The 25,201-nt window shown below is 32.8% G+C and carries 27 protein-coding genes; 25 read left to right on the forward strand and 2 right to left on the reverse strand.

Annotation, left to right across the window (positions count from 1 at the left end; all coding sequences use genetic code 11):
* Positions 1 to 65 precede the first annotated feature (65 nt).
* Positions 66 to 1,130 (forward strand): AI-2E family transporter, encoded by a 1,065-nt coding sequence (locus tag SULAZ_RS03070; RefSeq protein WP_012674442.1) that lies wholly within the window; start codon positions 66 to 68, stop codon positions 1,128 to 1,130.
* On the opposite strand, the gene SULAZ_RS03075 is transcribed toward SULAZ_RS03070, so the two are convergent.
* Together SULAZ_RS03075 and SULAZ_RS03080 are read right to left on the reverse strand one after the other, a co-directional pair.
* Positions 1,127 to 1,837 (reverse strand): succinate dehydrogenase/fumarate reductase iron-sulfur subunit, encoded by a 711-nt coding sequence (locus SULAZ_RS03075; protein WP_012673734.1) that lies wholly within the window; start codon positions 1,835 to 1,837, stop codon positions 1,127 to 1,129. The two genes, SULAZ_RS03070 and SULAZ_RS03075, sit on opposite strands and share 4 nt — an antisense overlap.
* Positions 1,838 to 1,877: 40 nt before the next feature.
* Complete coding sequence (locus SULAZ_RS03080) at positions 1,878 to 2,819, reverse strand: RpnC/YadD family protein (RefSeq protein WP_012674494.1); 942 nt, start codon at positions 2,817 to 2,819, stop codon at positions 1,878 to 1,880.
* Between the two features lie 217 nt (positions 2,820 to 3,036).
* Here SULAZ_RS03080 and SULAZ_RS03085 point away from each other — a divergent pair, with 217 nt between their 5' ends.
* From SULAZ_RS03085 to SULAZ_RS03195, 24 genes are all read left to right on the forward strand, one after another.
* The gene (locus SULAZ_RS03085; RefSeq protein ID WP_012674990.1) at positions 3,037 to 5,139 is read left to right on the forward strand and encodes a TonB-dependent receptor domain-containing protein; all 2,103 of its coding nucleotides are present in this window, start codon (positions 3,037 to 3,039) and stop codon (positions 5,137 to 5,139) included.
* A 156-nt stretch (positions 5,140 to 5,295) separates the two neighbouring features.
* Positions 5,296 to 6,294 (forward strand): malate dehydrogenase, encoded by a 999-nt coding sequence (locus SULAZ_RS03090; RefSeq protein ID WP_012674698.1) that lies wholly within the window; start codon positions 5,296 to 5,298, stop codon positions 6,292 to 6,294.
* A gap of 17 nt (positions 6,295 to 6,311) precedes the next feature.
* Positions 6,312 to 7,157: a fumarate hydratase gene (locus tag SULAZ_RS03095; RefSeq protein WP_012673503.1), complete on the forward strand. Its 846-nt coding sequence runs from the start codon at positions 6,312 to 6,314 to the stop codon at positions 7,155 to 7,157.
* Positions 7,157 to 7,771, forward strand: a complete 615-nt coding sequence (locus SULAZ_RS03100; RefSeq protein WP_012674808.1) for a PDDEXK family nuclease — start codon at positions 7,157 to 7,159, stop codon at positions 7,769 to 7,771. Before SULAZ_RS03095 ends, SULAZ_RS03100 begins: the two co-directional genes overlap by 1 nt.
* Positions 7,764 to 8,327 (forward strand): Fe-S-containing hydro-lyase, encoded by a 564-nt coding sequence (locus SULAZ_RS03105; RefSeq protein WP_012673680.1) that lies wholly within the window; start codon positions 7,764 to 7,766, stop codon positions 8,325 to 8,327. Before SULAZ_RS03100 ends, SULAZ_RS03105 begins: the two co-directional genes overlap by 8 nt.
* A 17-nt stretch (positions 8,328 to 8,344) precedes the next feature.
* Positions 8,345 to 9,511 carry an ADP-forming succinate--CoA ligase subunit beta gene (gene sucC, locus SULAZ_RS03110; protein WP_012675009.1) on the forward strand — a complete coding sequence of 389 codons (1,167 nt, stop codon included), beginning with the start codon at positions 8,345 to 8,347 and terminating at the stop codon, positions 9,509 to 9,511.
* A gap of 3 nt (positions 9,512 to 9,514) precedes the next feature.
* On the forward strand, positions 9,515 to 9,673 hold the full coding sequence (locus SULAZ_RS09005) for a hypothetical protein (protein ID WP_012674276.1): 159 nt from the start codon (positions 9,515 to 9,517) through the stop codon (positions 9,671 to 9,673).
* Between the two features lie 14 nt (positions 9,674 to 9,687).
* Positions 9,688 to 10,569, forward strand: coding sequence for a succinate--CoA ligase subunit alpha (sucD, locus tag SULAZ_RS03115; protein WP_012673606.1), 882 nt, complete (start codon positions 9,688 to 9,690; stop codon positions 10,567 to 10,569).
* Positions 10,570 to 10,685: 116 nt separating this feature from the next.
* Positions 10,686 to 11,396 carry a carbon monoxide dehydrogenase beta subunit family protein gene (locus SULAZ_RS03120; RefSeq protein ID WP_012674026.1) on the forward strand — a complete coding sequence of 237 codons (711 nt, stop codon included), beginning with the start codon at positions 10,686 to 10,688 and terminating at the stop codon, positions 11,394 to 11,396.
* Between the two features lie 47 nt (positions 11,397 to 11,443).
* Complete coding sequence (locus SULAZ_RS03125; protein WP_012673825.1) at positions 11,444 to 12,613, forward strand: transketolase C-terminal domain-containing protein; 1,170 nt, start codon at positions 11,444 to 11,446, stop codon at positions 12,611 to 12,613.
* Between the two features lie 24 nt (positions 12,614 to 12,637).
* The gene (locus SULAZ_RS03130) at positions 12,638 to 13,516 is read left to right on the forward strand and encodes a thiamine pyrophosphate-dependent enzyme (protein ID WP_012674628.1); all 879 of its coding nucleotides are present in this window, start codon (positions 12,638 to 12,640) and stop codon (positions 13,514 to 13,516) included.
* Positions 13,517 to 13,570: 54 nt separating this feature from the next.
* Positions 13,571 to 14,251 carry a 2-oxoacid:ferredoxin oxidoreductase subunit gamma family protein gene (locus SULAZ_RS03135; protein WP_012673682.1) on the forward strand — a complete coding sequence of 227 codons (681 nt, stop codon included), beginning with the start codon at positions 13,571 to 13,573 and terminating at the stop codon, positions 14,249 to 14,251.
* A 24-nt stretch (positions 14,252 to 14,275) separates the two neighbouring features.
* Entirely contained in the window at positions 14,276 to 14,506 is a 231-nt protein-coding gene (locus SULAZ_RS03140) for a ferredoxin oxidoreductase (RefSeq protein ID WP_012674405.1), read from the forward strand.
* A 78-nt stretch (positions 14,507 to 14,584) separates the two neighbouring features.
* Complete coding sequence (locus SULAZ_RS03145) at positions 14,585 to 14,872, forward strand: hypothetical protein (RefSeq protein ID WP_012673492.1); 288 nt, start codon at positions 14,585 to 14,587, stop codon at positions 14,870 to 14,872.
* Positions 14,873 to 14,921: 49 nt separating this feature from the next.
* Positions 14,922 to 15,785, forward strand: coding sequence for a CobW family GTP-binding protein (locus SULAZ_RS03150; protein ID WP_266105191.1), 864 nt, complete (start codon positions 14,922 to 14,924; stop codon positions 15,783 to 15,785).
* Positions 15,786 to 15,870: 85 nt separating this feature from the next.
* On the forward strand, positions 15,871 to 16,704 hold the full coding sequence (locus SULAZ_RS03155) for a glutamate synthase central domain-containing protein (protein WP_228357489.1): 834 nt from the start codon (positions 15,871 to 15,873) through the stop codon (positions 16,702 to 16,704).
* A 24-nt stretch (positions 16,705 to 16,728) separates the two neighbouring features.
* On the forward strand, positions 16,729 to 18,312 hold the full coding sequence (locus tag SULAZ_RS03160; protein WP_012674957.1) for a proton-conducting transporter transmembrane domain-containing protein: 1,584 nt from the start codon (positions 16,729 to 16,731) through the stop codon (positions 18,310 to 18,312).
* 20 nt (positions 18,313 to 18,332) lie between these two features.
* Positions 18,333 to 18,899: a hypothetical protein gene (locus SULAZ_RS03165; RefSeq protein ID WP_012674031.1), complete on the forward strand. Its 567-nt coding sequence runs from the start codon at positions 18,333 to 18,335 to the stop codon at positions 18,897 to 18,899.
* Between the two features lie 13 nt (positions 18,900 to 18,912).
* Positions 18,913 to 19,887, forward strand: a complete 975-nt coding sequence (locus SULAZ_RS03170; RefSeq protein WP_012674721.1) for a sodium-dependent bicarbonate transport family permease — start codon at positions 18,913 to 18,915, stop codon at positions 19,885 to 19,887.
* A 3-nt stretch (positions 19,888 to 19,890) separates the two neighbouring features.
* Positions 19,891 to 20,184, forward strand: a complete 294-nt coding sequence (locus SULAZ_RS03175) for a P-II family nitrogen regulator (protein WP_012673781.1) — start codon at positions 19,891 to 19,893, stop codon at positions 20,182 to 20,184.
* Between the two features lie 17 nt (positions 20,185 to 20,201).
* Complete coding sequence (locus tag SULAZ_RS03180) at positions 20,202 to 23,039, forward strand: putative inorganic carbon transporter subunit DabA (RefSeq protein WP_012674284.1); 2,838 nt, start codon at positions 20,202 to 20,204, stop codon at positions 23,037 to 23,039.
* 35 nt (positions 23,040 to 23,074) lie between these two features.
* On the forward strand, positions 23,075 to 23,311 hold the full coding sequence (locus tag SULAZ_RS03185) for a ferredoxin oxidoreductase (protein ID WP_041675799.1): 237 nt from the start codon (positions 23,075 to 23,077) through the stop codon (positions 23,309 to 23,311).
* A gap of 29 nt (positions 23,312 to 23,340) precedes the next feature.
* Positions 23,341 to 23,910: a carbon monoxide dehydrogenase beta subunit family protein gene (locus tag SULAZ_RS03190; protein ID WP_012674940.1), complete on the forward strand. Its 570-nt coding sequence runs from the start codon at positions 23,341 to 23,343 to the stop codon at positions 23,908 to 23,910.
* Positions 23,911 to 24,001: 91 nt separating this feature from the next.
* Positions 24,002 to 25,198, forward strand: coding sequence for a transketolase C-terminal domain-containing protein (locus tag SULAZ_RS03195; protein ID WP_012674199.1), 1,197 nt, complete (start codon positions 24,002 to 24,004; stop codon positions 25,196 to 25,198).
* The last annotated feature ends 3 nt before the right edge of the window (positions 25,199 to 25,201 follow it).

Below are 25,201 nucleotides of genomic sequence, written 5' to 3' on the forward strand. Positions count from 1 at the left end.
CAGGTATTATTGCTTTCGTTGGAGGAGCTTTAAAGAAAGGAGAAGAGTAATAGAAAGGAGGCTGATTGTTTTCTAATTATGAGAAGTTAGGAAATATATTTTTTATTATTTCCTTTCTTCTTTTTCTTTTTTTAGGATACGTTATATTTAGTCCCTTTGTAGGGCTGATACTTGTATCTCTTCTTTTTGTAGTAATATTTTATCCATTTCATCTAAAAATAAAGTCTAAAGTTAAAAGTGATATTTTATCTTCCTTGATTTCTACCTTGACAATTCTAACTTTTATACTTATACCTTTAAGTTTAATTGTCTTCTTTTTGGCAAAGGAGATTATAGATTTGTATCCATTAGTATCTCAGTATATATCTAATCCAAATTACTTTGTTGAAAAGTTAAAATCAGTGCCGTATTTGTATAACTTGTATTTAAAGGTTCAAAATGAAATTTTTAATAACGTAAACAGCAATCTACACGAAACTTTTATCAACTATCTTAAAGGCTTTGCTTCTACATTTTTTGATATCGCTAAAGGATTTTTAACAAATCTAATTTTATTTTCTATAGGTATTTTTATCTTGATTTTAAATATTTTCTTTCTCTTTAAAGATGGAGAGAAACTCTATAAGTTGGTTCATTCAGTAATACCACTTGATAAAGAAGAAAAGGATTATCTGTTTAAAAACTCTTATTTAGCTGTTCAAGCTGTTATATTAGGGAGTGTTTTCGTTGCAGTGGCTCAGGCTGTAGCAACGTTGATAGGTTTGTTGGTAGCTGGGGTAGATTATGCCATAATTATAGCTTTTATTACTTTTTTGGCTGCTTTTATACCCTTTGGTGGAGCTTCTTTAGTGTGGGTTCCGGTGGCAATTTATCTTTTTGCTACTAAGAGCTTTATTGCAGGATTGTTATTTTTCTTATATGGGACTTTTGTAATAAGTACAGTTGATAACATTGTAAGACCTATAGTGGTAGGAAGTAAGATAGATATTCATCCTATGATTTTATTTTTTGCTATATTAGGCGGTTTAAAGGCTTTTGGTTTTCTGGGAATATTTATAGCTCCCGTTATAGTTGCTGTAATAGATGCGTTTATAATGCTTTATAAGAAAAGGTATAATATTCCTGATTAAAAACCAAAATTAAAGCCGAATCCAAAGTTATCTTGAGACTGGATAATTCCTTTTTGTTTTCCGAAAAATTCCAGTTGCATTATGTCTGATTCTACTGGAATTTCTTTAGGACAGGAGAAAGTGCAGTACTTACAATGTATACAAGATGTGATGTTGTTTTCTTTTGCAATCTCTATTCTAACATCGCCAAGGGCATCGTTTTTATCTTTCCAGAATCTAAAAATTTTTATAAAGTTGATAGGTCCGCCAAAGTTTTTATCGTTCTGGAATGCAGGGCAAACGCTGTAGCATATTCCACACAGTATACAGTCTGCCTCTTTTTCAAACAATGCTAAATCTTGAGGATAAACTTTTTCAAAGTTGTCTCTGGGTTCAAACCACGCTTTTGCTTTCTTTAATTTTTCTAAAAATTCATCTTGGTCTACAATTAAATCTTTTATTATTGGCATATTATCAACCGGTTCTATGAGTAGAGTGTTATTTTCTGCTAAATCCAAGGCTTTTGTTTTACAGGCTAAAACTGGTTTACCGTTTACTTTTACCCCGCAAGTTCCGCATATAGAAGCTCTACAGTTAGACCTGTAGGATAAGCTTGGGTCTAAGTAGTTTTTTATATAGTCTAACACTTCTAAGATTGTTATTCTTTTTTCTTGTATATTTATTTCAAATTCTGAAAAGTAATCTTCTCTTTTAACTTTTACAATCATCTTTAGTACTTTCTCCTATCCGATGTAAATATTTGACACCTTACACTATATCATTTAAACTATTTGCAATAATAACTTTTCTAAGTAGTTCTTTTAACTGTTTAATATCAGATATTTGGTTTATTTTCTCTCTTAAATCATCTTCCACATAACCAAATTTTAGCTCTATAGTATCAATCACACTCTGTCTTAATCCTTCTATTAAACCTTTCTGTAGTCCTTGTTGCACTCCTTGTTCCAGTCCTTCTTTAAGTCCTTGCTGTAGTCCTTGTTGTAATCCTTCTTTATAACCTTCCTCTTTCCCAATCTTTAAAACATCTCTTAACACTGGATAACTCTCTATCTCTTCCCTTGTCCACTCTATTGTAATTGGCATCTCAAAATCCTCCTGTCTTATATAACTTCTTATCTCTTCCTCTATATTATTCCTTATTTTACTTATTTCAAGAAATAGTGTAAATAGTTCTTTTCTATCTTTTGGGTTTGCGTTCTTTATCTCTTTTATCACATTCTCCACATAAAACTTAGGGTCTTCTATCTTACATAGACCTGCAAGTAGTTTGTCTGTGATATTTTGACTTGTTATTAACTCTTTACACGGTATATCTTTAATATCTATCAGTCTATACCTGTAGGTCCAGTCTGAAAACTGTATCTTGTCTGACATTTTTAAAGGCTCTTTTCCTATGTATATACATACTTGAATTAAGTCTTTTGGTTTATACTTGTCAGTGATAAGATAAAAGTACTCAAACATTCTATATGGCATAGAAGGGTCGTTTGTGCTTTGTATCTCTATATGTAAAATGGTATTGTCTTCTAACTTAACAACCAAGTCAGCTTCTCTGGTTTTAACTATTTTAAGGTCACTATCTTGAAGGAGCTGCCAGTTTACTTTTTTTCCGAGTATTATCTCTATGAGTTTTGTGGCTGGGTTTTTGAATAGATGTTTTAGTAATAAATCGGTTTTTATTTTTTCCATTTGGTTTTTTAACTTTTAAAAATTTTCTAATATGATAACATTTTTTTGTAGGTTCGTTGTATTTTTCTACCTACCGAGTTATAACTGTCAATCCATCCAAAATAGTAGTTTTTTAAAATGTGAAATATAAAATGTTTATTTATATGTTGATTTATATGTTGATTTAAACATTAAAATATATTAAAATAGTCATATTAAATTAACAAGGAGGTTTAATATGAAGAGGTTGGCTTTAGGGGTATTATTATCTACTACTGCAATTGTTTACTACTCACAGGCTGTAGAAGGTATCAGGATAGAAAAAATTACAGTTGAAGAGAAAGCTGCTAAAGAAGAAGTTGCATCTAAAAAAGAGCTTACTCAAGAAGAGTCAAAGATTACAAGGCAGATAGACCTTGGAGAGATTTTATCTGAGTTTTATCCGGAAATATGGTACATGAGAAAGGCAGGAATTGCTAACGACCTGTATATAAGAGGTTTTTCAAAAGATAATATCAACGTTTTAATTGATGACTCAAAAATTTACGGAGCATGTCCTAACAGAATGGACCCACCTGCTTTTCACGTTTCAAGCCCACAAATAGACAAAGTAACAATTAAAGAAGGTCCGTTTGATGTAGAAAATGCTGGTTCGTTAGCAGCTGTTGTAAACGTTAAAACAAAAGATCCTAAAGAAGGAGTAGGAGGAGAATTAGGGGGAAGTTATGGAAGCTGGAGTTATAGGACTCTTTATGGCTGGGGTTATGTGGGGAACAAGTTTATAAAAGTATTGGCAGGAGCTTCTAACCAGTACTCTAAACCTTACGAAAGTGGAGAAGGAAAGAAAGTAACTGAGTATGCTGTTTATTCTCCAAATGGAAGATATAAACCGCAATACATAAATGACAAAGCGTTTAACATAGATAGAGTCTGGTTTAAAACTATACTAACACCTAACGATAACGCTGAAATTAAACTTTCTTACGCTTTTGAAAATGCAAGGAATGTTCTATACCCTGCTTTAAAGATGGATGCTCTTTATGATAGAACAAACAGGTTAAATGGTGATTTTGTATTAAAAGATATAGGATTGAAGTTTAGTATCTACTACAACGAAGTAAAACACGATATGAGAGATACATTTAGAACTACTTCAAATCCTTTTCCTGCTCTTGGATATAGTATGAAAACCTATGCAGAGTCCAAAATGTTTGGCTGGAAACTGTCTAAAGATTTAAATCTATTAGGAGTTGATACGACTGTAGGAATTGACTCTTATTTAAGAAACTGGCTTGCAAACAACGTGCAACAAGGCGGATCTAACGTAAATAATGGTATGATACCAGATGTTAACATTAAAGATATAGGACTGTTTATTAAGGGTAGTAAAAATATAGACAGATTGACTTTATCAGCTGGGCTGAGATACGATTACAACTACTCAAAAGCAGACCCTGATTCTATGAGTTCAAGTAATAAAAATTTATTTACCTCTAAAAATGGTAATAAATTCTCTAACAGTGATAACTATCTATCTGGCTACGTGATAGGAAAGTATAACTTTAACAAGAAAGATAACGTTTATGTAGGCTTAGGACACACAGTTAGAGCTCCAGACCCTGAAGAAAGGTTTATATCATTATCTGGAATGTCTCCTTGGTACGGTAATCCAGATTTAAAACCTACCAAAAACACAGAGTTAGATTTAGGTGGAGAGTTTTTCCCTGTTAACAACTTAGGTATAAAAGCTAATCTCTTTTACAGTAGTTTAAAAGATTATATCTATTTGTATCAGTATAGAGCCTCCAATACATCTTGTGTACCTAGTTCTAGTGGTAATACAACCTGTACTACTTATAAAAATATTGATGCGGCTATATACGGTGGTGATATAAACGGAGTTTACGGATTTACTGACAAGGTATTTGCAGAGCTTGGCATTGCATACCAAGTAGGTAAAAAGACAAGTAAAAAAGGCTTATACACAGATAGTGATTTAGTTGAGATACCACCTTTGAAAGCAAGGGCAGCTGTTAAGTATGACGATGGAACATTTTATGGCTTGGTAGAAGGTATATACTCTGCAAAACAATCAAAAGTAGACTCTGATTTAAAAGAACAACAAACAGGAAGCTGGTTTATTATGAATGTAAAAGCTGGATACACTTATGCTAACAAGCTTTTTGTTGGAGTTGGTGTTGATAACGTTTTTGATAAGTTTTACTACAACTACCTCTCTTACGTAAGAGACCCATTTAGAGGAATATCTCAATCTGGAGTACCTGTTAAAATACCAGAACCGGGAAGATTTATATACGCAAACGTTTCATACAGGTTTTAGCCTGCTGCGGCTAATAACCTCCTAATCTGTTTCAAGGGAGCTGTTGCTCCCTTTTTTTTATTTTTTTTCAAGTGAAAATCAAACACTGTTTGATTGACAAATTTATAATGTCGTTATATTCTAATGTATGCAAAAATTATAAAGGAGGAAATGTTTATGGCAGACTATAAAAGACCTACAGTATCAATAGTAGGAGCGGGGAATGTAGGAGAACACGTAGCAAACCTAATAGCCATAAAAGAACTTGCAAACGTTAGACTTTTTGATTTACCAAAAAAATTAGATGATAAAACTTTTGAAGTAGTAAAAGGAAAAGCTTTAGATATAAAACAGATGGCTGCAGCAATTGGTGTAGATGTAGATATTAGGGGTTATAATGTAACAGCTGATGGGCAAGGATACGAACCTTTAAAAGACTCTGATATAGTTGTTATTACAGCTGGATTTCCCAGAAGACCGGGAATGAGTAGAGATGACCTTTTAACTGCAAATGTTAACATTATAAGAGTAATAGCAGAGAGAGTAGCTCTTTACGCTCCTAACGCTGTTGTTATTGTAGTTTCTAACCCGGTTGACGTTTTGACTTATGCAGCTTTAAAAATAACCGGATTTCAAAAAAATAAAGTGATTGGAATGGCTGGGGTTTTAGACACTGCAAGGTTTAAAACGTTTATATCTCAAGAGTTGAAAGTATCTATTTCTAACATCAACTGTTTTGTTATAGGTGGACATGGTGATGATATGGTTCCACTTCTTTCTGTATCAAATGTAGGAGGAACTCCTTTAAAAGAGTTGTTTACAAAAGAGAAGTTAGAAGAGTTAATAAATAGAACAAAATTCGGGGGAGGGGAAATTGTAAATCTAATGGGTACTTCTGCTTACCATGCTCCCGGTGCATCTGTAGTTCAAATGGTTGAAGCAATTTTAAAAGACAAAAAAGCTATTATGCCTTGCTCCGTGTACCTTGAAGGAGAAGATGCAAGATTTTATGAAGCTTACGACGTTTGCGTAGGACTACCAGTAAAAGTAGGAGCTCACGGTTGGGAAGAAATTATTAAAATCAACCTCTCAGAAGAGGAAAAACAGATGTGGCAAAAGTCTGTAAAGTCTGTAAAAGAAGGCATTGAAAGAATAAAAGAGTTAAAATTAATATAAAAAAACTGAGGTAAAATATGAGAGAAGTACATTTTAATGAAATAGTAGAAAAAGTAAAAAATTTAGTGATGGATAGTGAGTATAGGCTTCCTCAAGATTTTATCCAAGCCATAAAGGTAGCAGTAAACAAAGAAGAATCACCTCTTGGTAAAGAGATTCTCCAAGAGATACTAAAAAATGCAGAAGTAGCAGAAAAAGAGCAGGTTGCTTACTGTCAGGATACAGGATACCCAGTTTTCTTTGTGGAAGTAGGTCAAGATGTAAAAATAGTAGGAGGAAGTCTAAGGGAAGCTATAAACGAGGGAGTGAGAAGGGCAACTAAAGAAGGTTATCTAAGAGCATCTTTAGCATACGACCCTATCTTTGATAGGAAGAATACTCAAGATAACACACCTGCTTTGATATACTTTGATATTATAGAAGGAGATAAAATAAAGATAAAATTTGCAGCAAAAGGTGGTGGGTCTGAAAATCAAAGTAAACAAGCCATGTTAAAACCTGCTGATGGCATTGAAGGTGTAAAAAAATTTGTTTTACAAACAATAGCAAACGCTGGACCAAATGCTTGTCCACCTTTCACTGTAGGAGTTGGTATAGGTGGAACTTTTGATTACTCTGCAGTACTTGCAAAAAAAGCACTCTTTAGACATATAGGAGAAAGACATCCTGACCCAAGAATAGCAGCCTTAGAAGAAGAGCTATTAAACCTTGCAAATCAACTTGGTGTAGGACCTCTTGGATTTGGAGGAACTACTACAGCTGTGGATGTTAAGATAGAGATAGCACCTTGTCATATAGCATCTTTACCTGTTGCTGTTAATATTCAATGCCACGCAGCAAGACATAAGGAGATTGAGATTTAATGAAAGTTTCTACAAAAGAGAAACTTTTAAATAAGAAAAAAACAGGAATTCCCAGAGCTCTTATATACGAGATGCGTTATGGTTCCCCTATTTATTATAGGGACTACGATAAAGTGCTTAAAGGAGAAATTCCTTTAGAGGCGGTTAAGGGAAGCAGTGGATTACAGGCATGGTTAATAAAGATTATTTTAAAGTTCTTACTTAAAGTTTTAAATAAGAAGTATGAAATCCTTTCAAATGAAGTAGGATTTAAGTTTGCTAAAAAAAGCTGGTATAACCTCGATATAGCAATCTGGGAAAAAGAAAAGATAAAACCGTATTTAAAAGAAAATAAACTTATTCCTGTCCCTCCTGAATTAGTGATAGAAGTAGATACAAAAGCAGACTTGAGAAAGTTTGAAAATCCCCAAGACTATTTTCATAAAAAAACTCAAGATTTATTAAATGCAGGAATTAAAAAAGTTATATGGATATTTACTCAAGATAAAAAAGTATGGATAGCTCAGCCAAGTAAACCATGGCTTATTGTTGACTGGAATTACGATATTCCAGTTTTAGATGACTTGAAAATGAATATAGAAAAACTAATAAAAGAGGAAGAAGAAAATGAGTGATGCAAAAATAATAACTACCCCTTTAACAGATGATGTAATAGAAAGTTTAAGAGCTGGAGAGAAAGTTTTAATAACTGGATGGGTTTACACCGCAAGGGATGCAGCTCATAAAAGAATGCTTGAAGAGTATGAAAAAACAGGAAAACTACCTTTTGACATTAAAGGTCAAGTTATTTACTACGTTGGACCTACTCCCGCAAAACCAGGACAAGTTATAGGTTCAGCCGGACCTACTACAGCCTACAGAATGGATAAGTACACACCTAAACTTTTAGAACTAGGATTAAAAGGAACAATAGGAAAAGGATGGAGAGGTCCTGAAGTAAAAGAAGCTCTAAAAAAGTATAAAGCAGTTTACTTTGCTGCGTACGGTGGAACTGCAGCTCTACTGTCAAAACATATTACAAAAGTTGAGATGGTAGCTTATGAAGACTTAGGACCAGAAGCTATTAGAAAACTTTACTTTGAAAACTTTCCAGTTATAGTAGCAAACGATATATACGGTGGTGATGTTTTTGAAGAAGGACAGAAAAAATACAGAAAACTGGTAATATAACAGCAGGAGGTTAACAGATGAAAGTACATGAACATCAGGCAAAAGAAATCTTTAGAAAGTATGGCCTTCCAGTACCAAGAGGTTATCCAGCTTTTGATGTAAAAGAAGCAGTAGAGGCAGCTGAAGAGCTTGGAACTTGGCCTGTAGTTGTAAAAGCTCAAATCCACGCAGGTGGAAGAGGTAAAGCTGGCGGTGTAAAACTTGCTAAATCCATAGAAGAAGTACAACAAATAGCAGCTGAGCTTTTAGGGAAAAAGTTAGTTACATTCCAGACAGGTCCTGAAGGTTTACCAGTAAGCAGACTATACATAGAGGAAGGAACAGCTATTGATAAAGAGTATTACGTAGCTATCACGTTAGATAGAAGTAAATCAAAACCTATAATAATGGTTTCAGCTGCCGGTGGAATGGAAATTGAAGAAGTTGCAGCAACAAACCCAGAAGCTATAATAACCCATACAATAGAGCCATTTATAGGACTTAGAAGTTATCATGCAAGAGAGTTAGCATTAAAGTTAGGACTTCCTAAGAACCTTTTAAACAAAGCAGCAAACTTATTTATGACTTTATACAAAATTTACATAGAACTTGATGCTTCTATGGTAGAAATTAACCCGTTAGTATTAACAAAAGACGGTAATTTAGTAATTTTAGACGCAAAAATAGACTTTGATGATAACGGATTGTTTAGACATCCAGAAATAATGGAGATGGATGACCCAACCCAAATATCTCCGTTAGAAGTAGAAGCTAAAAAGTTTAACCTTAACTACATAAAACTTGATGGAAACATCGCTTGTATGGTTAATGGTGCAGGACTTGCAATGTCAACTATGGATACTATAAAGTTGGCAGGAGGAGAACCGGCTAACTTCCTTGATGTTGGTGGGTCTGCAAACGCAACACAGATAGCGAACGCATTTAAAATAATACTCTCTGACCCTAACGTAAAGGCTATATTTATAAACATATTTGGTGGAATTTTAAGATGTGATAGACTTGCAGAAGGTATCATTACAGCTGCAAAAGAAGTATCTATAAACGTACCTGTTATAGTAAGAATGGAAGGAACAAATGTAGAATTAGGTAAAAAGATGCTTCAAGAGTCTGGTTTACCACTTATAACTGCTGATACAATGTGGGAAGGAGCCCTAAAAGCAGTAGAGGCTGCAAACAAAGGTTAAAAAATGGGATACTTTACAGATAAATACCTTCCTTACTATACGATTGAAGAAAGAGACAGATGGGAAGGAGACTGGGAGCTTGTAGAAGGTATTCCTTACGCCCTTACCTCTTCTTCTGTTGTTCATTGTAAGATTAACTTAGATGTATCAAAAATAATTTAAACAAGGAGGTTTGTATGAGCGTTTTAGTAAATAAAAATACAAAAGTTGTAGTACAAGGAATAACAGGAAGAGAAGGCTCTTTCCATGCTATACAGTGTAAAGCCTATGGAACTCAAGTTGTAGCAGGAGTTACACCCGGAAAAAAGGGAGAAAATGTTGAAGGTATACCTGTTTTTGACACAGTAAAGGAAGCAGTAGAGGAGACCGGAGCTGACTGTTCTTTAATTTTTGTACCACCACCATTTGCAGCAGACGCAATATTAGAAGCCGTAGATGCAGGAATAAAAACTGTAATATGTATAACAGAAGGAATACCAGTAAACGATATGCTTCCGGTTAAACAGTATATTAAAAAGTACTATCCAGACACAGTTTTAATAGGACCAAACTGTCCCGGTGTCATCACACCAGAAGAAGCTAAGATAGGTATAATGCCCGGACATATATTCAAAAAAGGAAATGTAGGAATAGTATCAAGAAGTGGAACACTTACCTACGAAGCTGCTTACCAACTTACAACAAGAGGTATAGGACAGTCAACTGCAGTGGGAATAGGAGGAGACCCTATACCGGGAACAGTTTTTGCAGACGTACTAAAATGGTTCCAAGACGACCCAGAAACTGAAGCCATCGTTATGATTGGAGAGATAGGTGGAACAGCTGAAGAAGAAGCTGCCGAGTTTATAAAGTCCTACGTTAAAAAACCAGTTGTTGCTTACATAGCAGGAGTAACAGCACCTCCGGGAAAAAGGATGGGACATGCAGGAGCTATCATAGCCGGAGGAAAAGGAACAGCTGCAGAAAAGTACAAAGCCTTAGAATCAGCAGGAGTTGTTACTGTTAAAAACCCATCTATAATAGGTGAAACAGTTGAAAAAGTTTTAAAAAATAAATAATATTATATGAATATGGTCATAGATTAATGCGGAAAAAACATTATTATATTTACTAACTTGACTAAAAAATAAAACACTGTTATATTATTTGAAATTTTAAATAGGAGGTCTACATTATGAGAGTCAACATCGGTCCAGAAGGTTATATACCTAAAGCAGCCGCAATGGAAGGGGTGGCTTTACCATCTGCACCTAACAAAGGTCTTCTTTACGGTGAAGAAGTAGACGAAGAAGTAGCTATGAGAGAAGCTGCAAAAGCTATGCTAACAAGACAAAATCCTACTATATTCCCAGGTCCTAAAATTCTTTGGGGATGGAGTCCTTCTGCATTTGAAGAAGCAGACGCTATTTTAGAGCTTGCAAAAGAGATACCTAATTGTAGAATTATTCCTATGCCAGACTACAGACCAAAATATCCTAAGATAGACCCAGAAGCTGAAATTAACCCAAACCATCCAAACTTAACTATCTTACACAACAGAATTGAAGCTTGTATATTCGTGGGAGTTCACTGTCATTACGCTAACTTATCTTTAAGAATGATAAGAGCAGGTACTAACTGTTTTACCATTGCAATTTGTGGTGAATTAGGTCACGAAGAAGCTCATGCAACTATAAGAGATGCTCACGGTGAAAAAATAAGGAAGTTTAAGGACATCTTAATAGAAGTTAGAAATGAACTTGGAATTAAATGGGAACCAAAATTACCACCACCAAACCCATCTTTACCAAAAGAAAATTGGGAAACTGTATCATTTGCAGACTATGGAGAGTATACATTTTTACTTTTACCTAAAAAAGGTGAAATTATAACTGATTCTGAATAAAAAGTAGTTTTTTAAAAATTATTTTATTTTATATTGGAGGTATGACCATGCCAGAACAAAAAGTCGTAGATACGGATTATCTTTTACTAGAAGCTCCAAGAGAGCGTAAATTCATAACTGGTGCTCAAGCTATGGCAGAAGCTGTAAAAAGAGCCAATGTTGATATGGCTATAGCATATCCAATTACTCCACAATCAGAAGTTATGCACTTGGTTGGGGACCTTTGGGCTCAAGGATATCTTAAAGATTACTATAGAGCAGAAGAAGAGTATGGAGCTTTCTCTGCCATTGCAGGAGCTGCAAGAGGTGGAGCAAGAGTATTTACAGCCACATCAGGTCCGGGATTGCTCAGAGGTTTAGAGGCTATAGTTTCATGGCCAGGACATAGAGTTCCAGCCGTTTTAGGGGTATTAACTAGGGTAGTAAACGCTCCGCTGTCAATACAGCCAGATAACATTGAAATATCCTACTTATTAAACTGTGGAGCAGTTGTACTTCATGCAGAAAACCAACAGGATGTATTTGATTTTACATTAGCAGCTTTTGCGATAGCTGAAATGGTAGATGTTTACATTCCTGTAGCTGTTGCAACAGAAGGTTTCTTCGTTACACACGCAAAAGGATACGTAGACTTACCACCTGAAGATATGAAACTTCCAGATAAAAATCCATATAAATCTCCAGTTCCTCCTACAGATTGTGAAATTCCTCCTGCAAGAATTCAAAGAGATGCTCCTGTTCAAAAATCTAACTTTATGAGCTACCTTATACACGCAGTATGGCAGCAAGAAATATGGTCATCTAATGCAAGAGCTATGAAATATATATACAAATACCTCAAAGGTCCAATAGAAGTTATAAACCCGGATGCAGAAGTGTTTGTTGTAGCTTCAGGATGTGCAGCTGCTCAAGCAAGAGAAGCAGTTAGATATTCACAGTTAGAAGGTCTAAATGTTGGTCTTGTTAAAGTTAAGTCTATAAGACCATTCCCTGAAAAAGAAATTAGAGAAGTTTTAAAGAATGCTAAAGGAATAGTTATACCAGAGCATAACATTGTAGGTTGGTTAGCTAGAGAAGTTAGATCTGTAATACCAAATAATGACAGAGTAGTAAACGGGCCAAGAGTTTACGGTGGAATGACTTTACCAACAGAGTTAATACTTGATGAAATTTATAAGATACTTGGTATTAAGAAAGATAGAAAAGTTTTAGTTTAATACTTTTTAAAGGAGGTATCAATCATGGGTTTAGAATACGTCAGAATAACAACAGGATTTGAAGATTATATGCCAAAAGACTATGTAGATTTGGTAAAGTATGGCCAGTTCGGAAAAGAGTATGATATTCAAGAACTTGGTACATTCAAAGAGCTTCTTGAAGAGCACCCAATGTGTGCAGGTTGCTTTATGGCATATTTTGTAAGAGTGTTTTACGCATCTTTACCTAATCCAGAAGATACTATAGTTATAGGTACTGCAGGTTGTGCAAGATTAGCATTGTCTCAAGCAGCAGTACCATTTATTTACGGAAATTATGGAGATACTAACGCAGTTGCTTCAGGATTGAAAAGAGCATTAAAAATAAGATTTCCTGACAAAGAAAAAGATGTTGTTGTAGTAGCTGGTGATGGTGGTTTAATGGATATTGGTTTTGGTATGACGATGCATTCATGGTTTAGAAGAGAGAACTTTACAACAATAATGGTAGATAACGAGGTATACGGAAACACAGGTGGACAAGAAAGTGGTATGACCAGAAAAGGTATCCAGTTAAAGATGGCTCCAAAGGGTAAGAAATTTGATAAAATAAATGTTGTAGAGCTTGCTAAAGCAGCTGGTTGTGTGTACGTAGCAAGAATATCACCTACAAATCCAAAGAGAATTGCAAAAACAATTAAAAGAGCTATATTAGCGGCGAGACATTTTGGTCCAACTTTCATTCACGCTTACACATCTTGTAATATTGAATACTCTATACCTACTGAAAAAGTACTTGAAGATGCAAGAAAAAGAGAAAAAGAAGACTTTGCATTCTATGAATATATGACGGATGAAGTTAAAGAATATTTTGAACAAATAGAAAACAAAGGGAAACAACAACCTTCAGAAGTAAAAGCTTAATGTTTTAAGGGTGGTTTTTAGACCACCCTTTAAAATTTATTAAAGGAGGAAATCATGAAGCGTTATAACATAAGGCTTGCAGGTGTTGGAGGTCAAGGAGTAGTAACATCTGCCCACATAATAGGTAATGCAATGTCAAACGCAGGGAAGTTTGCTTCCTTAGTACCTTTCTTTGGTTCAGAAAAAAGGATGGCTCCAGTTGAAGCTTACGTAAGAGCTTCAGATCAGCCTATATACGAAGTAGGAGAGGTTATATTTCCTAACGTTATTATGATATACCACCCACAAGTTATAACTCACGGTAAATCTTACACAATGCCATTTTACTCAGGCCTAAAAGAAAATGGTATGGTAATAATAAACACTGATAGGGATATACTTACAGATGAAGATTGGAAACATTTAGAAGAGTTAGATACAAAGGTAATAATGTTCCCAGCTACAACTATAGCGTTAGAACTTGCTGGAACAGAACTTGCTACGAATATGGCTATGATAGGTTTATTCTTTGGTATTACAAGATTAGTGACAGAAGAAGATATAGAAAAGGCTGTTAGAGAGAGATTCTTAGGTAATACGTTTGTTGCTTCAGGTGGTACAGCTGCATTAGATAGTACAATAGAGAAAAAGTTTAAAAAGAAAGCAGAACTTTTAGAGAAAAATATGATGGTTATTAAAGAAGCATTCAAAATGGCTGAAAGAGAAGGCTGGGTAGAAGAAACTGTTACCATTTAAAAATTTAAACAGGAGGATTTTACAATGTACTATGTTGCAGAAACTAAAATAGATAAGTGTTCTACTTACAAGTGTAACCAGTGTGTACTTTTCTGCCCTGAGCCAAATACTTTAATGTTTTTAGATGCTAAGAACTTTGCTTATGTTAATCAAGCAAGATGTAAAGGTTGTGCTATCTGTGTATATGTTTGCGGTGATCTATTAAAAAGAAACTGTATAGAAATGGTAATGGCGACAGTAAGTGAAGCTGCATAATTAATTTTGATCACTAGCTCCTCTGAAAAAGAGGAGCGACTTATTTACTTTTTTTTAACTTAAAAAGGGGGAAGTAAAATGGAATTAAAGGAAAAACTACAAAAAGTTCAAGAAAAATTAGAAAATGCAAATATTAATCCAGATATTGATTTAGAGTTCTTCTTTTTCGATGAAAATTCAAATCCTTTAACTAAACCTTATATCTTAGTAAAGTATTATCCAACTGAAACAGATGTAAGGGAGAGTAAAATTGAGTTATCTCAAAGTCTTCTAAACGAAGATGTTGATAATATAGTAGGGTTTATAACTTTTCAAATAGAAAACTTTGAAAGTGAGATTGACAGTGTTGAATTTGGAGGAGAGTAAAAAAGCTTACATTTTTACAGGATTCCTTGGGTCCGGTAAAACTACCTCAATGATTAATACGGTTAATCAATATTTTCAGGACAAGAAAGTTGCCGTTATAGTTAATGAGTTTGGAGAGGTAAGTATAGACGGTAAAATCTTATCTTCTTCCTTAGGAAAGGATGTTTTAGAGCTAAGTGAAGGTTGTATATGCTGTGTACTTTATGATGAGCTTAATAAAGTTCTTTCTGATTTATCCCAATCTTACGATTTTGAGTATCTCTTTATAGAAACTTCTGGCTTATCTGAGCCATTTCCTATATACTCAGCATTAGATTCTATGGGATATATTGTTGAATCTATTATATGTATTATAGATTCAAAAAACTATAAAAAACATTTGACTGAAGATGTGTTTAAGTATCAAATTGGTAGCTCTAACATTATTGCTTTAAATAAGATTGACCTTGTAGAACCAGACCAAATTCCTGAGATAGAGAAAGAGATTAGTCAACTAAAAAGACAGTATAACTTAAGAAACTTTTTAACCGGACAGGAGCTAATTCCAAAGTATGAGATAATAAAAACTACTTATGGACAGCTTCCTGAATATGTTTTTAAATCTTTAAATGAGTACATATTTAACCGTTTTGACCCAAGTTTGTTTGAAGACAGGCATTTTCACGGCAGTTATAAACAAGACGTAGTAGTTTACCCTAATGACACTTTAACTTATCAGCAATTTGTAAAGATAGTTGAAAATTTTCCACCGAATTTAATAAGGTCTAAAGGGATTATAAAATTAAAAGATATTAATAATCCTTTGATTTTTAATTATTCTTATGGAAATTATAGCTTTTATGATTATAAAGGAAACATAGAAGAAGGAAAATTAGTAAATATTTACATTGAAAGGTTAAGTATTTCTACTTAACGTTTATGATTAGGATTATACTTTTCTGTAGATACTTTGAATAAAATTTATCATCAAATTTAAAATCAGAGGTAATAAGGTGGCTATGTACTACTATCCAACAAAAGAAGAAATTGAAAATCAAAAAAGTTTGATTTTATCTAAAGAAAAATTACAAGAAGATAGTTTAATTCCATCTTTAGATGGTAAGTTTACTCCATTTAGATACTTTAAACATGGTTTAGATGTTAGCCCTTCTCCTTCAGTTGGAAAAAAAGTTGTAATATCTGGAAAAGATTTAGATACTATTTTAAATCAAGAAAAGATAGCATTGGTACCATATACTGTTCCATTTGAGAGAAGTTATTCTATTGTAGAGCTTCAAGATTTAACGAGTGAAAAAAGGATTACGAATCTTCTTTATGATGCGGTTTATGAAGGTATTCCTATTTCTGACCTTAAAATTGGACTTGAAATAGTTGGTCTTCGTATTTTAGATGTAATAAAATCAGGATACTATAATATTTTGCTTTCTGACTTTAATATATCTCAGTATAGAATTCCTTTACCTATTACGTTTTTATTGATGTATTTAGAAAATTTTTTAAAAGAAAAAGGTATCGATGTAAGGAATCTAAAATTTATAGTGCAGTCTTCTGAAATTAAAAATCCTTTTGAAGTAGCTACTCTGCTTTCCCTTGGCTCTAGTATGGTTTATCCTTCTTCTATGGATGAAGAAAAGGTAATTGATTTACTAAATCAGTATGTCTATGACCTAATTTCTAAAAAAGGTTATAAAAGTATTGAAGAATTTATAGGTAGTAAAAATGTTAATGTTATAGGACTCAAGAATGAATTTTTAGAACTAATAAACCCTAGTTATAAATCTTCTTTTGAGGTTGAAGGTCTAAGTGAGATAGAAAGCTATCTTTACACTTAATCTCAAATTATAAAGAGGTTGTATATGAATGGGATTGTTTTTCTTATACCGTTTATTCCTCTAATTATAGCTTTATTAATACTGTTTATTGATTCGAAAAAAGTCATTCATAGAGTAAGTATATTTTTCTCTCTCGGTGTGGCAATTTTAAGTATATATGGTACTTATCAACAATTTAAATACAACCAAGTAATCGTGTCTGAAAACAAGATACTTAGTTTTGACAGATTAGCATCTATTTTAACTTTGTATGTATCAATTCTGGGAGTTATAATAAGAAGGTACTCTTACAAATATATGTGGGATGAACCTGGATATAAAAGGTTTTTTATTTTGCTTAACTTTATATTTAGTTCTATTTACTTTCTACTAATGGCAAATCATATTTTTATAGTTGTTTTAGCATGGATTTTACTAAGTTTATCTCTTTTTTATCTTTTATCATTTAGAGCTGATTCTAAAACAGCTGTCTACTTTGGGAGTGTTGCTTTTTGGTTCCATAGATTGGGAGATCTTTTCTTTATTATATCAATGGTATTAGTAGTTAGGAATATGAATAGTTTCTATCTTTCTGATTTAAAAGATATGTGGCTTAATTCAACGGGCTATGATTTAGAGATAGCTGCTATCTTTTTAATTTTTGCAGCATTATGTAAATCCTCTATTATTCCTTTTCACTTCTGGCTACCATATACTTCAGAGGGTCCTACACCGGTATCAGCTCTAATGCATGCAGGTATAGTCAACATAGGAGGAATAATTTTAAACAAGTTTGCCTATATATTTTTACATACCCAGTATGCTTTAAATGTGGCATTTATATTTGGATTAATAACGGCTATTGTTGCTTCGATAGTAATGTTAACTATGCCGGATATTAAGAGAGCTCTAGGTTATTCTACTGTAGGACAGATGGGTTATATGATTATGGAAGTAGGAGTAGGAGCATTTAGTTTGGCTATATATCACTTGATAGTTCATGGTATTTTTAAAGCAACTTTATTTTTAGAGTCTGGAAATGTTATACATCAAGCAAGAAGAGAGCCTAATATCACTAAATCTTTTTCTTATAAGGTATTTTTAGAAGAAGAGAGGAAATTCAACAAAAATTTTCAGTTATTTATTGGTATTGTAATTCTTGTCCTTTTACTCTATACAGTGGTAGAGTTTTTAGTTAAAAAAGATCTTTCTAATTACTATGCAGCTCTTGTGTTTTTGGCTTTTGGATGGTTTACAAGTTTTCAACTTTTTAACTCTTTTTTTAAAGTTTCAAGAGAACAGTCTTTAGGTTTAATAGTATCTTTAATAGTTTCTTTTTTGCTTATAGTTATAGTTTACTCTTTTGTAGGCCTTGCTTTTGAAAGTTATCTTTACGGGGATAACTATAAACGATTATTTGAAGCGGCTAACTTATCTTTTGGGTTAATCAGTATAGCTGTATTGTTTTTGATACTCTCAGGAGTAGTAGTATGGCTTTTATCCTATTATTCAATAAACAGTGAAAGTTCAAACGGTAAACTATCCTTTATCAAAACTCTTTCAATTTACAAATTCTTTTATGAAGAGATGTTCTTTAGAAAGCTTTTCTTAAAAAAATTTAAAATTTAGCTAAAAGGGAGCTACTAATAATGGAGATTTTGCATATATCTTATTGGTTAGCTACTATATTTGGAGTTTGGTATGTAATAAAAAATAAAAAGCTTGTAAATTTTTTTATTCTGTATAGTTTTCTAAACTTGTTTGTAATTACTTTTCTTTATAAACACTTACAAGAGTACATTTTAGGTACAGTCTCAACTTTAGTGCTATTTTTTTTAGTTATAAAGTTTTTAAAGAATACTTACAATCTTGAAACTATAGTAGGTTTAGAAGGCTTAGTATTTAAAACACCTTTGTTTGCTTTTATTTTAAGGTTAGTCTTACTTATGGTAGGTAGTTTTCCCCCATTTTTATCTTCTAATGTAATATACTACAACCTTCTTGACCCTAATGTAAATTTGTATTCAATTGTTAGCCTTATACTGCTGCTTATTTTTAACTTTACTCTATTTATGAGAATAACAGTTAATATTTTGTTTGGAAAACCAACAGAACGCATTCTTTATAAAGATATATCTAAGAAATTTGGTCTAATTGTATTTGCCATTATTTTTCTAAATTTTTGTCTTGGAATATACTACATCTTAAATCTATAGTAGGAGATTACTCATGAGTTTAGATTTACTGATACAAAATGTATTAAACCCTGTAATATTATTTTTCTTCCTTGGAGTACTATCTATTTTTTTACGGACAGGATTGGAGATACCTCAGCCCATCCCTAAATTTATTTCTTTGTATTTACTTATGTCTATAGGCTTACACGGTGGTTATGAGCTTTCTAAAAGTGGTTTGGACTTTTATGTCTTTAAAGTTTTAGGTTTGGCTTTACTTATGGCTATAGTGGTACCTATATACTCTTTCTTTATTTTAAGATTAAAAGTGGACATCTATAATGCTGTAGCTATAGCTGCTACCTATGGTTCTATAAGTGCAGTTACATTTATAACAGCTGTAAACTTTCTACAGTCTATAGGAGATAGTTATAGTGGTTTTATGGTAGCTGCTATGACCTTAATGGAATCTCCCGCGATTATAATAGGTTTAATATTACTTAATATTTTTGCTAAAAAGTCGGACAATGGAAATCTAGATGTAAAAGAACTTTTAAGGGAGTCTTTTTTTAACCCTTCCGTATATATACTTACAGGTTCATTGTTAATAGGTTTTATAACAGGAGAAAAGGGTTGGAAGGTTGTAGACCCTCTATTTGGACAACTTTTTAAACCTATGTTAGCATTTTTCTTACTAGATATGGGAATAGTTGCTGCAAGACGTTTAAGTGAGCTGAAAAAGGTTGGTATGTTTTTAGTTGCTTTTGCAATAATTATTCCTATAATTAATGCTACTATAGCTATTTTGATAGCTAGTAGTGTAGGAATGACGAAAGGAGATGCTTTTGTTTTTGCGGTCTTGTGTGCAAGTGCGTCTTACATAGCTGTTCCTGCTGCTATGAGATTATCCGTTCCTGAAGCAAATCCAAGTATATACGTAACTATGGCACTTGCATTAACCTTTCCATTTAATATATCTGTAGGTATTCCTCTATACTATTGGTTAGCAAATAAAATTTTAGGGGGATAAATCATGAAAAGGATGAAGAAAATTGAGGTTGTGATTGATACTATCCATTTAGAACATTTGATAAGTCTATTAGAAAACAGAGGATTTACAGGTTATACAGTAATTAAAGATGTTTATGGTAAAGGAGAGAGAGGGTTGATGATTGGTGATGAGGTAACAGGTGTTTTTCAAAATAGCTACCTTTTTACAATTTGTGAAGAACAACAACTAAACGATGTTATAGAAGATTTAAGAAAAATGTTAAAAAAGTATGGAGGAGTTTGTATAGTCTCTGATGTAGACTGGCTTATACACTAATTATTTAGGGGGTTTTTATGAAAACTGTAGCCTTAAAAGAAGCTTCTTCTATTTTACCTAAATACTGGCCTTTGACTATGTTTGTACACCACAATCCTCTGCACGAGTTGGAGAGTTTGCATTTTAAACAAGCTCTTAAAATAGCAAAAGACCTATTTGATGCCAAAGTTTATATGGATCCATCTTACTATGTAGATTTATACAGAAAAGGTAAGGTTAGAAAAGACTCTTTAGAAAAAAATATAGAAGAATTTTTAAGAGAAAATAATTTTAACTTTAATAAATACAAAGTTAGAAAATTTTTAACAGATATAAGTCCTAGTTGGAAAGAGTATAAAGAAGAAAGTTTTAACAATCCGAGTATTAAAGTACCTGATTACCTTTTAGAATATATTAAAAAAGATAAGGGCTACGATAATTTAGACAATCTTTTCTATACGTACATAAAAAAGTACTTGTTTAGTGAAATACTTGATATTTTATTTGACCAAAATATCTATAACGTATTTTTTAATGATGCTGTTGAGTTTATATCAAGATTTTTAGATGAAGGGCAGACAAGTATAACTCTGCCATTTAGGGAACAGGGATACTGGAACTGTTTTAGACAGTTTTATAAATTAGATAAACATCCAGAAGATATTATAGAGGAGTTTGAAAATACTTTTCAACCACCTTCATTACAAGATTATGCAAGGCAGTTGTATATCAGATTTTTCGGTTGGAGTAGTTTCATAAAATTTAGAGAATCTACTCCTTTCTATCCTTACCAAGAAGAGTTTCCTATTAATTTAGAAGACTTTGGATCAAGTTTACTTTACCTTGAAAATCAATATATACAAGAATTGAATAAATCTAAAATTAAAAACTATTTTGATCTTATGGCTTTTTACAAAGAAAACAAATACTATGTAATACTTAAATTATTTGAACATAGAAAAATATTAACACCAAAGTATATATCTAAACTTTACACATCTAAGGATTATGATAACATCTTTAATAAGTTTATAAATGAAGAAATTGAAAGTGAAGCAAAAGCTATAGTAAACCTTTCTACAAAAGTGTTTGATAAAAGTGACTATCTACAAACATACAATCTTGTAAAAACTTTGAAAGAAGATGAAGAGTGTTATCTGTGGATAAAATCATTAGAAGATTCTTATGCCTTAAATTTTGGTAGAGAGTTTATTAAAGAATACCAAATAGATGAAAAACCTAAAGCTTTTGCTGTTTTTTGTGTAGATGTTAGGTCAGAAGCTCTTAGAAGGAATCTAGAGAGGGTAGATAATTACAAAACTTTTGGAGTTGCTGGTTTTTTTGGTGTTAAGATGGCTTTAATAGAGTTTGATAAAGCCCATGAACTCCTTCTCTGCCCTGCTATGGAGATACCAGACAAAGTAGTTCTTGAAGTACCTACACAAAAAACACAAGATTATGAAAAGAGAAAAAAATTACTTATATCACTAAAAAAGATTTTAGAAGGATTGAAGAATAACCCATATACTCCTTTTTTTGCAGTTGAGTCTTTTGGTTGGTTGTTTGGTTATAAACTTTTCGGTAAAACATTGTTTCCAAGTGTTGTAGCCAAGATAGATAAAAAAATTAAACCTAAACCCCCTAAAACTTTTTACATGATTGATAAATTATCTGAAAAAGAAGTAGATACATATACAGATAAATTCTTTTACGAAAAGATATATCAAGCTTTTGAAAAGGAGGGTATAAAAATTAAAGATTGTGAAGTGAAGGATATACTATCCAAACTAAAAAATAATGAAAATATTTCTCAAAACTATCAAAAAGTTCTAAACAGGTATAGAATAACAAAACAGTATTACGATTATATATATAATAGATTTTCCAATATAGGTTATACATTAGATGAGCAAGTTATACTGGCAGAAAACTTTTTAAGATTGATAGGTATGGTGGAGGATTTTCCTGAGTTTGTTTTACTTGTAGGTCATGGAAGTGTTTCTGATAATAATCCTTACGAGTCTGCTTTAGATTGTGGTGCCTGTGGCGGTAATTCCGGATATCATAATGTTAGAGCTATGTGTATGATTTTAAATAAAAAAGAAGTAAGAGAAAAACTTAGTATAAGAATCCCTGATGGTACTATTTTTATTCCAGGATTACACAATACCACTACAGATGAAATTGAGTTTTATGATGAAGATTTAGTACCAGAAAATAGTTTAGATAAATGGGAAGAGATTAAAAAGGATTTTAAAAAAGCAGGCGAAAAAACTAGAATAGAAAGATTATCATCCCTTCCTTACGCTGATAATCCAGAAGATGTAATTGTTAGATCAATAGACTGGTCAGAAATGAGGCCAGAGTGGGGTCTTTCTAAAAACCTTGGTGTGTTTGTAGGTAAAAGTGAGAGTCGTATAAATAGTGTCCTAAAAAATAGATTCTTCTTACATTCTTATGATTATAAGATAGATGTAGACAACTCTATTTTGAAAAGAATTCTTAATGGACCTCTTTTAATTGCCCAATGGATAAACGCAGAACATTACTTTTCTACAGTAGATAATGAAAAATTTGGTTCAGGGTCTAAAGTTTACCACAACGTTGTATCAAGGATAGGGGTTTTTAGTGGTAATTACTCTGATTTAAAGATAGGTCTACCTTACCAAACTGTTTATGTTGAAGACCGTCCTTTCCATGAACCCATAAGATTAATCGCTTTTGTAGAAGCTCCCTTAGAGAAAGTAGTAGAGGCTGCATCTCAAACAGATCATCCCATGATGCTTGTAAAAAATGAGTGGATAAGGCTTGTTGTTATAGACAAAGAGAAAAATAAAGTTTTTTTATTTTCAAATGGTAATTTTGTAGAATTGTGATATAATTTTAACAAACTTAATAGGAGGTTTATCTAATGTATTATGTTGCAGAAGTTATAAATGATGAATGTACCAAGTACAAGTGTAATCAATGTACTTTATTTTGCCCAGAACCAAACACTTTGATGTATGTTGATACTCCTGAAGAAAGACATGCTTTTGTTTATGCTAACAGATGTAAAGGATGTGCTCTGTGTGTATATGTGTGTAGCAATCTTTTAAAAAGAAATGCTATACATATGATAATGCCAGAAGTACATTCAGCAACTTAAAATATTTTTTTTATATAGGAGGTATTACTATGGCAAAATTAGGACCTATGGGATTTTCACCATATCCAGCAGCTGTTAAAGAATTTGTTCTTAATCCACCACCAGGAAAAGCTTTACTTTTTGATGAGATAGTAGATGAAGAAATTGCAATGAAAGAAGCTGCAAAAGCTATGTTGACAAGAGAAAACCCTACTATATTTCCAGGACCTCAAGTTTTATATGCTTGGAGTGAAGATGCAAAGAAAAAAGCAAAACTTATAAAAGAGTTAGCTAATGTGCTAGGTGCTAAGATAATCCCTATGTATGATTACAGACCTAAATATCCTAAAATTAACCCTGAAGTGGAAATAAATCCAAACCATCCAAATTTGACTATCTGGCATAATAATATAAAAGCTTGCATATTTATAGGAGTACATTGTCATTATGCTAACGTTGCATTGAAAATAATTAGAGCTGAAACAGATTGTTTCACTATAGCTATGTGTAGTATGGAAGGACACGAAGATGCAATGATAACACTAAGAGACCAACATCCGGAAGAATTAGAGAAATTTATTGAAATAGCTAAGCAAGTTAGAGCCGAATTAGGAAAATAAGTTTAATTATAATTATTTTATTTATGATAATAGTCATTGAATAAATTATTTTATAAGTAGATTATTTTTACAAATATCAGGAGGTTTTATCATGATTAACCCATTAACAACAGAAGTTCAATATAATAAGTCAGGTCAAAAAATAGTATCACCAGATTACCTTCTATTTGAAGCTCCAAGGGAAAAGTTCTTTATGACAGGTTCAGAAGCTGTTAAAGAAGCCGTTAAAAGAGCATCTGTAGATGCATCAGTATCGTACCCTATAACCCCACAGTCAGAAGCTGCACACCTAATAGGTGAGTTATGGGTTGAAGGATACGTTGGAGTATACTTCAGAGGTGAATCTGAGTTTGGTGTTATGTCAGAGGTTGCAGGTTGTGCTTTAGCAGGTGCAAGAACAATTACTACAACATCAGGTCCTGGAACATTAAGAGCCTTTGAAAACTTCCCAATGTGGGCAGGAACAAGAATACCTGTTCAGTTAGTACTTATGGCAAGAGGTGTTAATTCTCCTTTGTCTATTCAGCCAGATAACCTTGAAGTAGGATTTTTATTAGATACAGGATGTATGATATGGTATGCAGAGAACGCTCAAGATTTATTTGATATGATATTAGCAGGATTTGTTGTAGCTGAAAAACCAGCTGTACATGTACCTGTAATAACAGTAGTTGACGGTTTCTTTGTGTCTCACACAAGAGAAGCTGTAATGCTTCCACCAGATGACATAGCTTTACCTCCTTACGACCCTAAAAAAGCTCCTATGCCTGTTATAGATCTAGAAGTTCCTCCTGGAAGATTTTTAAGAGACCCATTTGTTATGAAATCTAACTATATATCTTACGCAACCCATGCAAGCTGGCAGTTTGAAGTTAGAGCTGCTATAGAAAGGTCAAGACCTTATGCAAAACATTACTTAAGAGGTTTAATAGAAGAGTTTGGAAACCCTGATGCTGATATTGTATTCGTTGCAGCAGGTACTGCGGCATCTCAATCGAAAGAAGCAGTTAGATTATTAAAAGATGAGCATGGTATAGATGCTAAAGTAGTTAAATTAAAAACTATAAGACCTTTTCCATATGAAGAGTTAAGATCAGCTGTTAAAAATGCTAAGTACATTTTTGTTCCTGAGTTTAATGTTGTAGGTTGGATGGAAAGAGAGGTAAGAAGATACTTATACAAGCATTCAGATGCAGAAATAATAGGAGCTCCAAGAGTGGCAGGTGGTATGACAATGCCAGCTGAGGTAATTGTAGAAGAAGTTTTAGACTATTTAAAAGTTAGATAATTT

It is taken from the genome of Sulfurihydrogenibium azorense Az-Fu1, from assembly GCF_000021545.1.
Taxonomy (GTDB): Bacteria; Aquificota; Aquificia; order Aquificales; family Hydrogenothermaceae; genus Sulfurihydrogenibium; species Sulfurihydrogenibium azorense.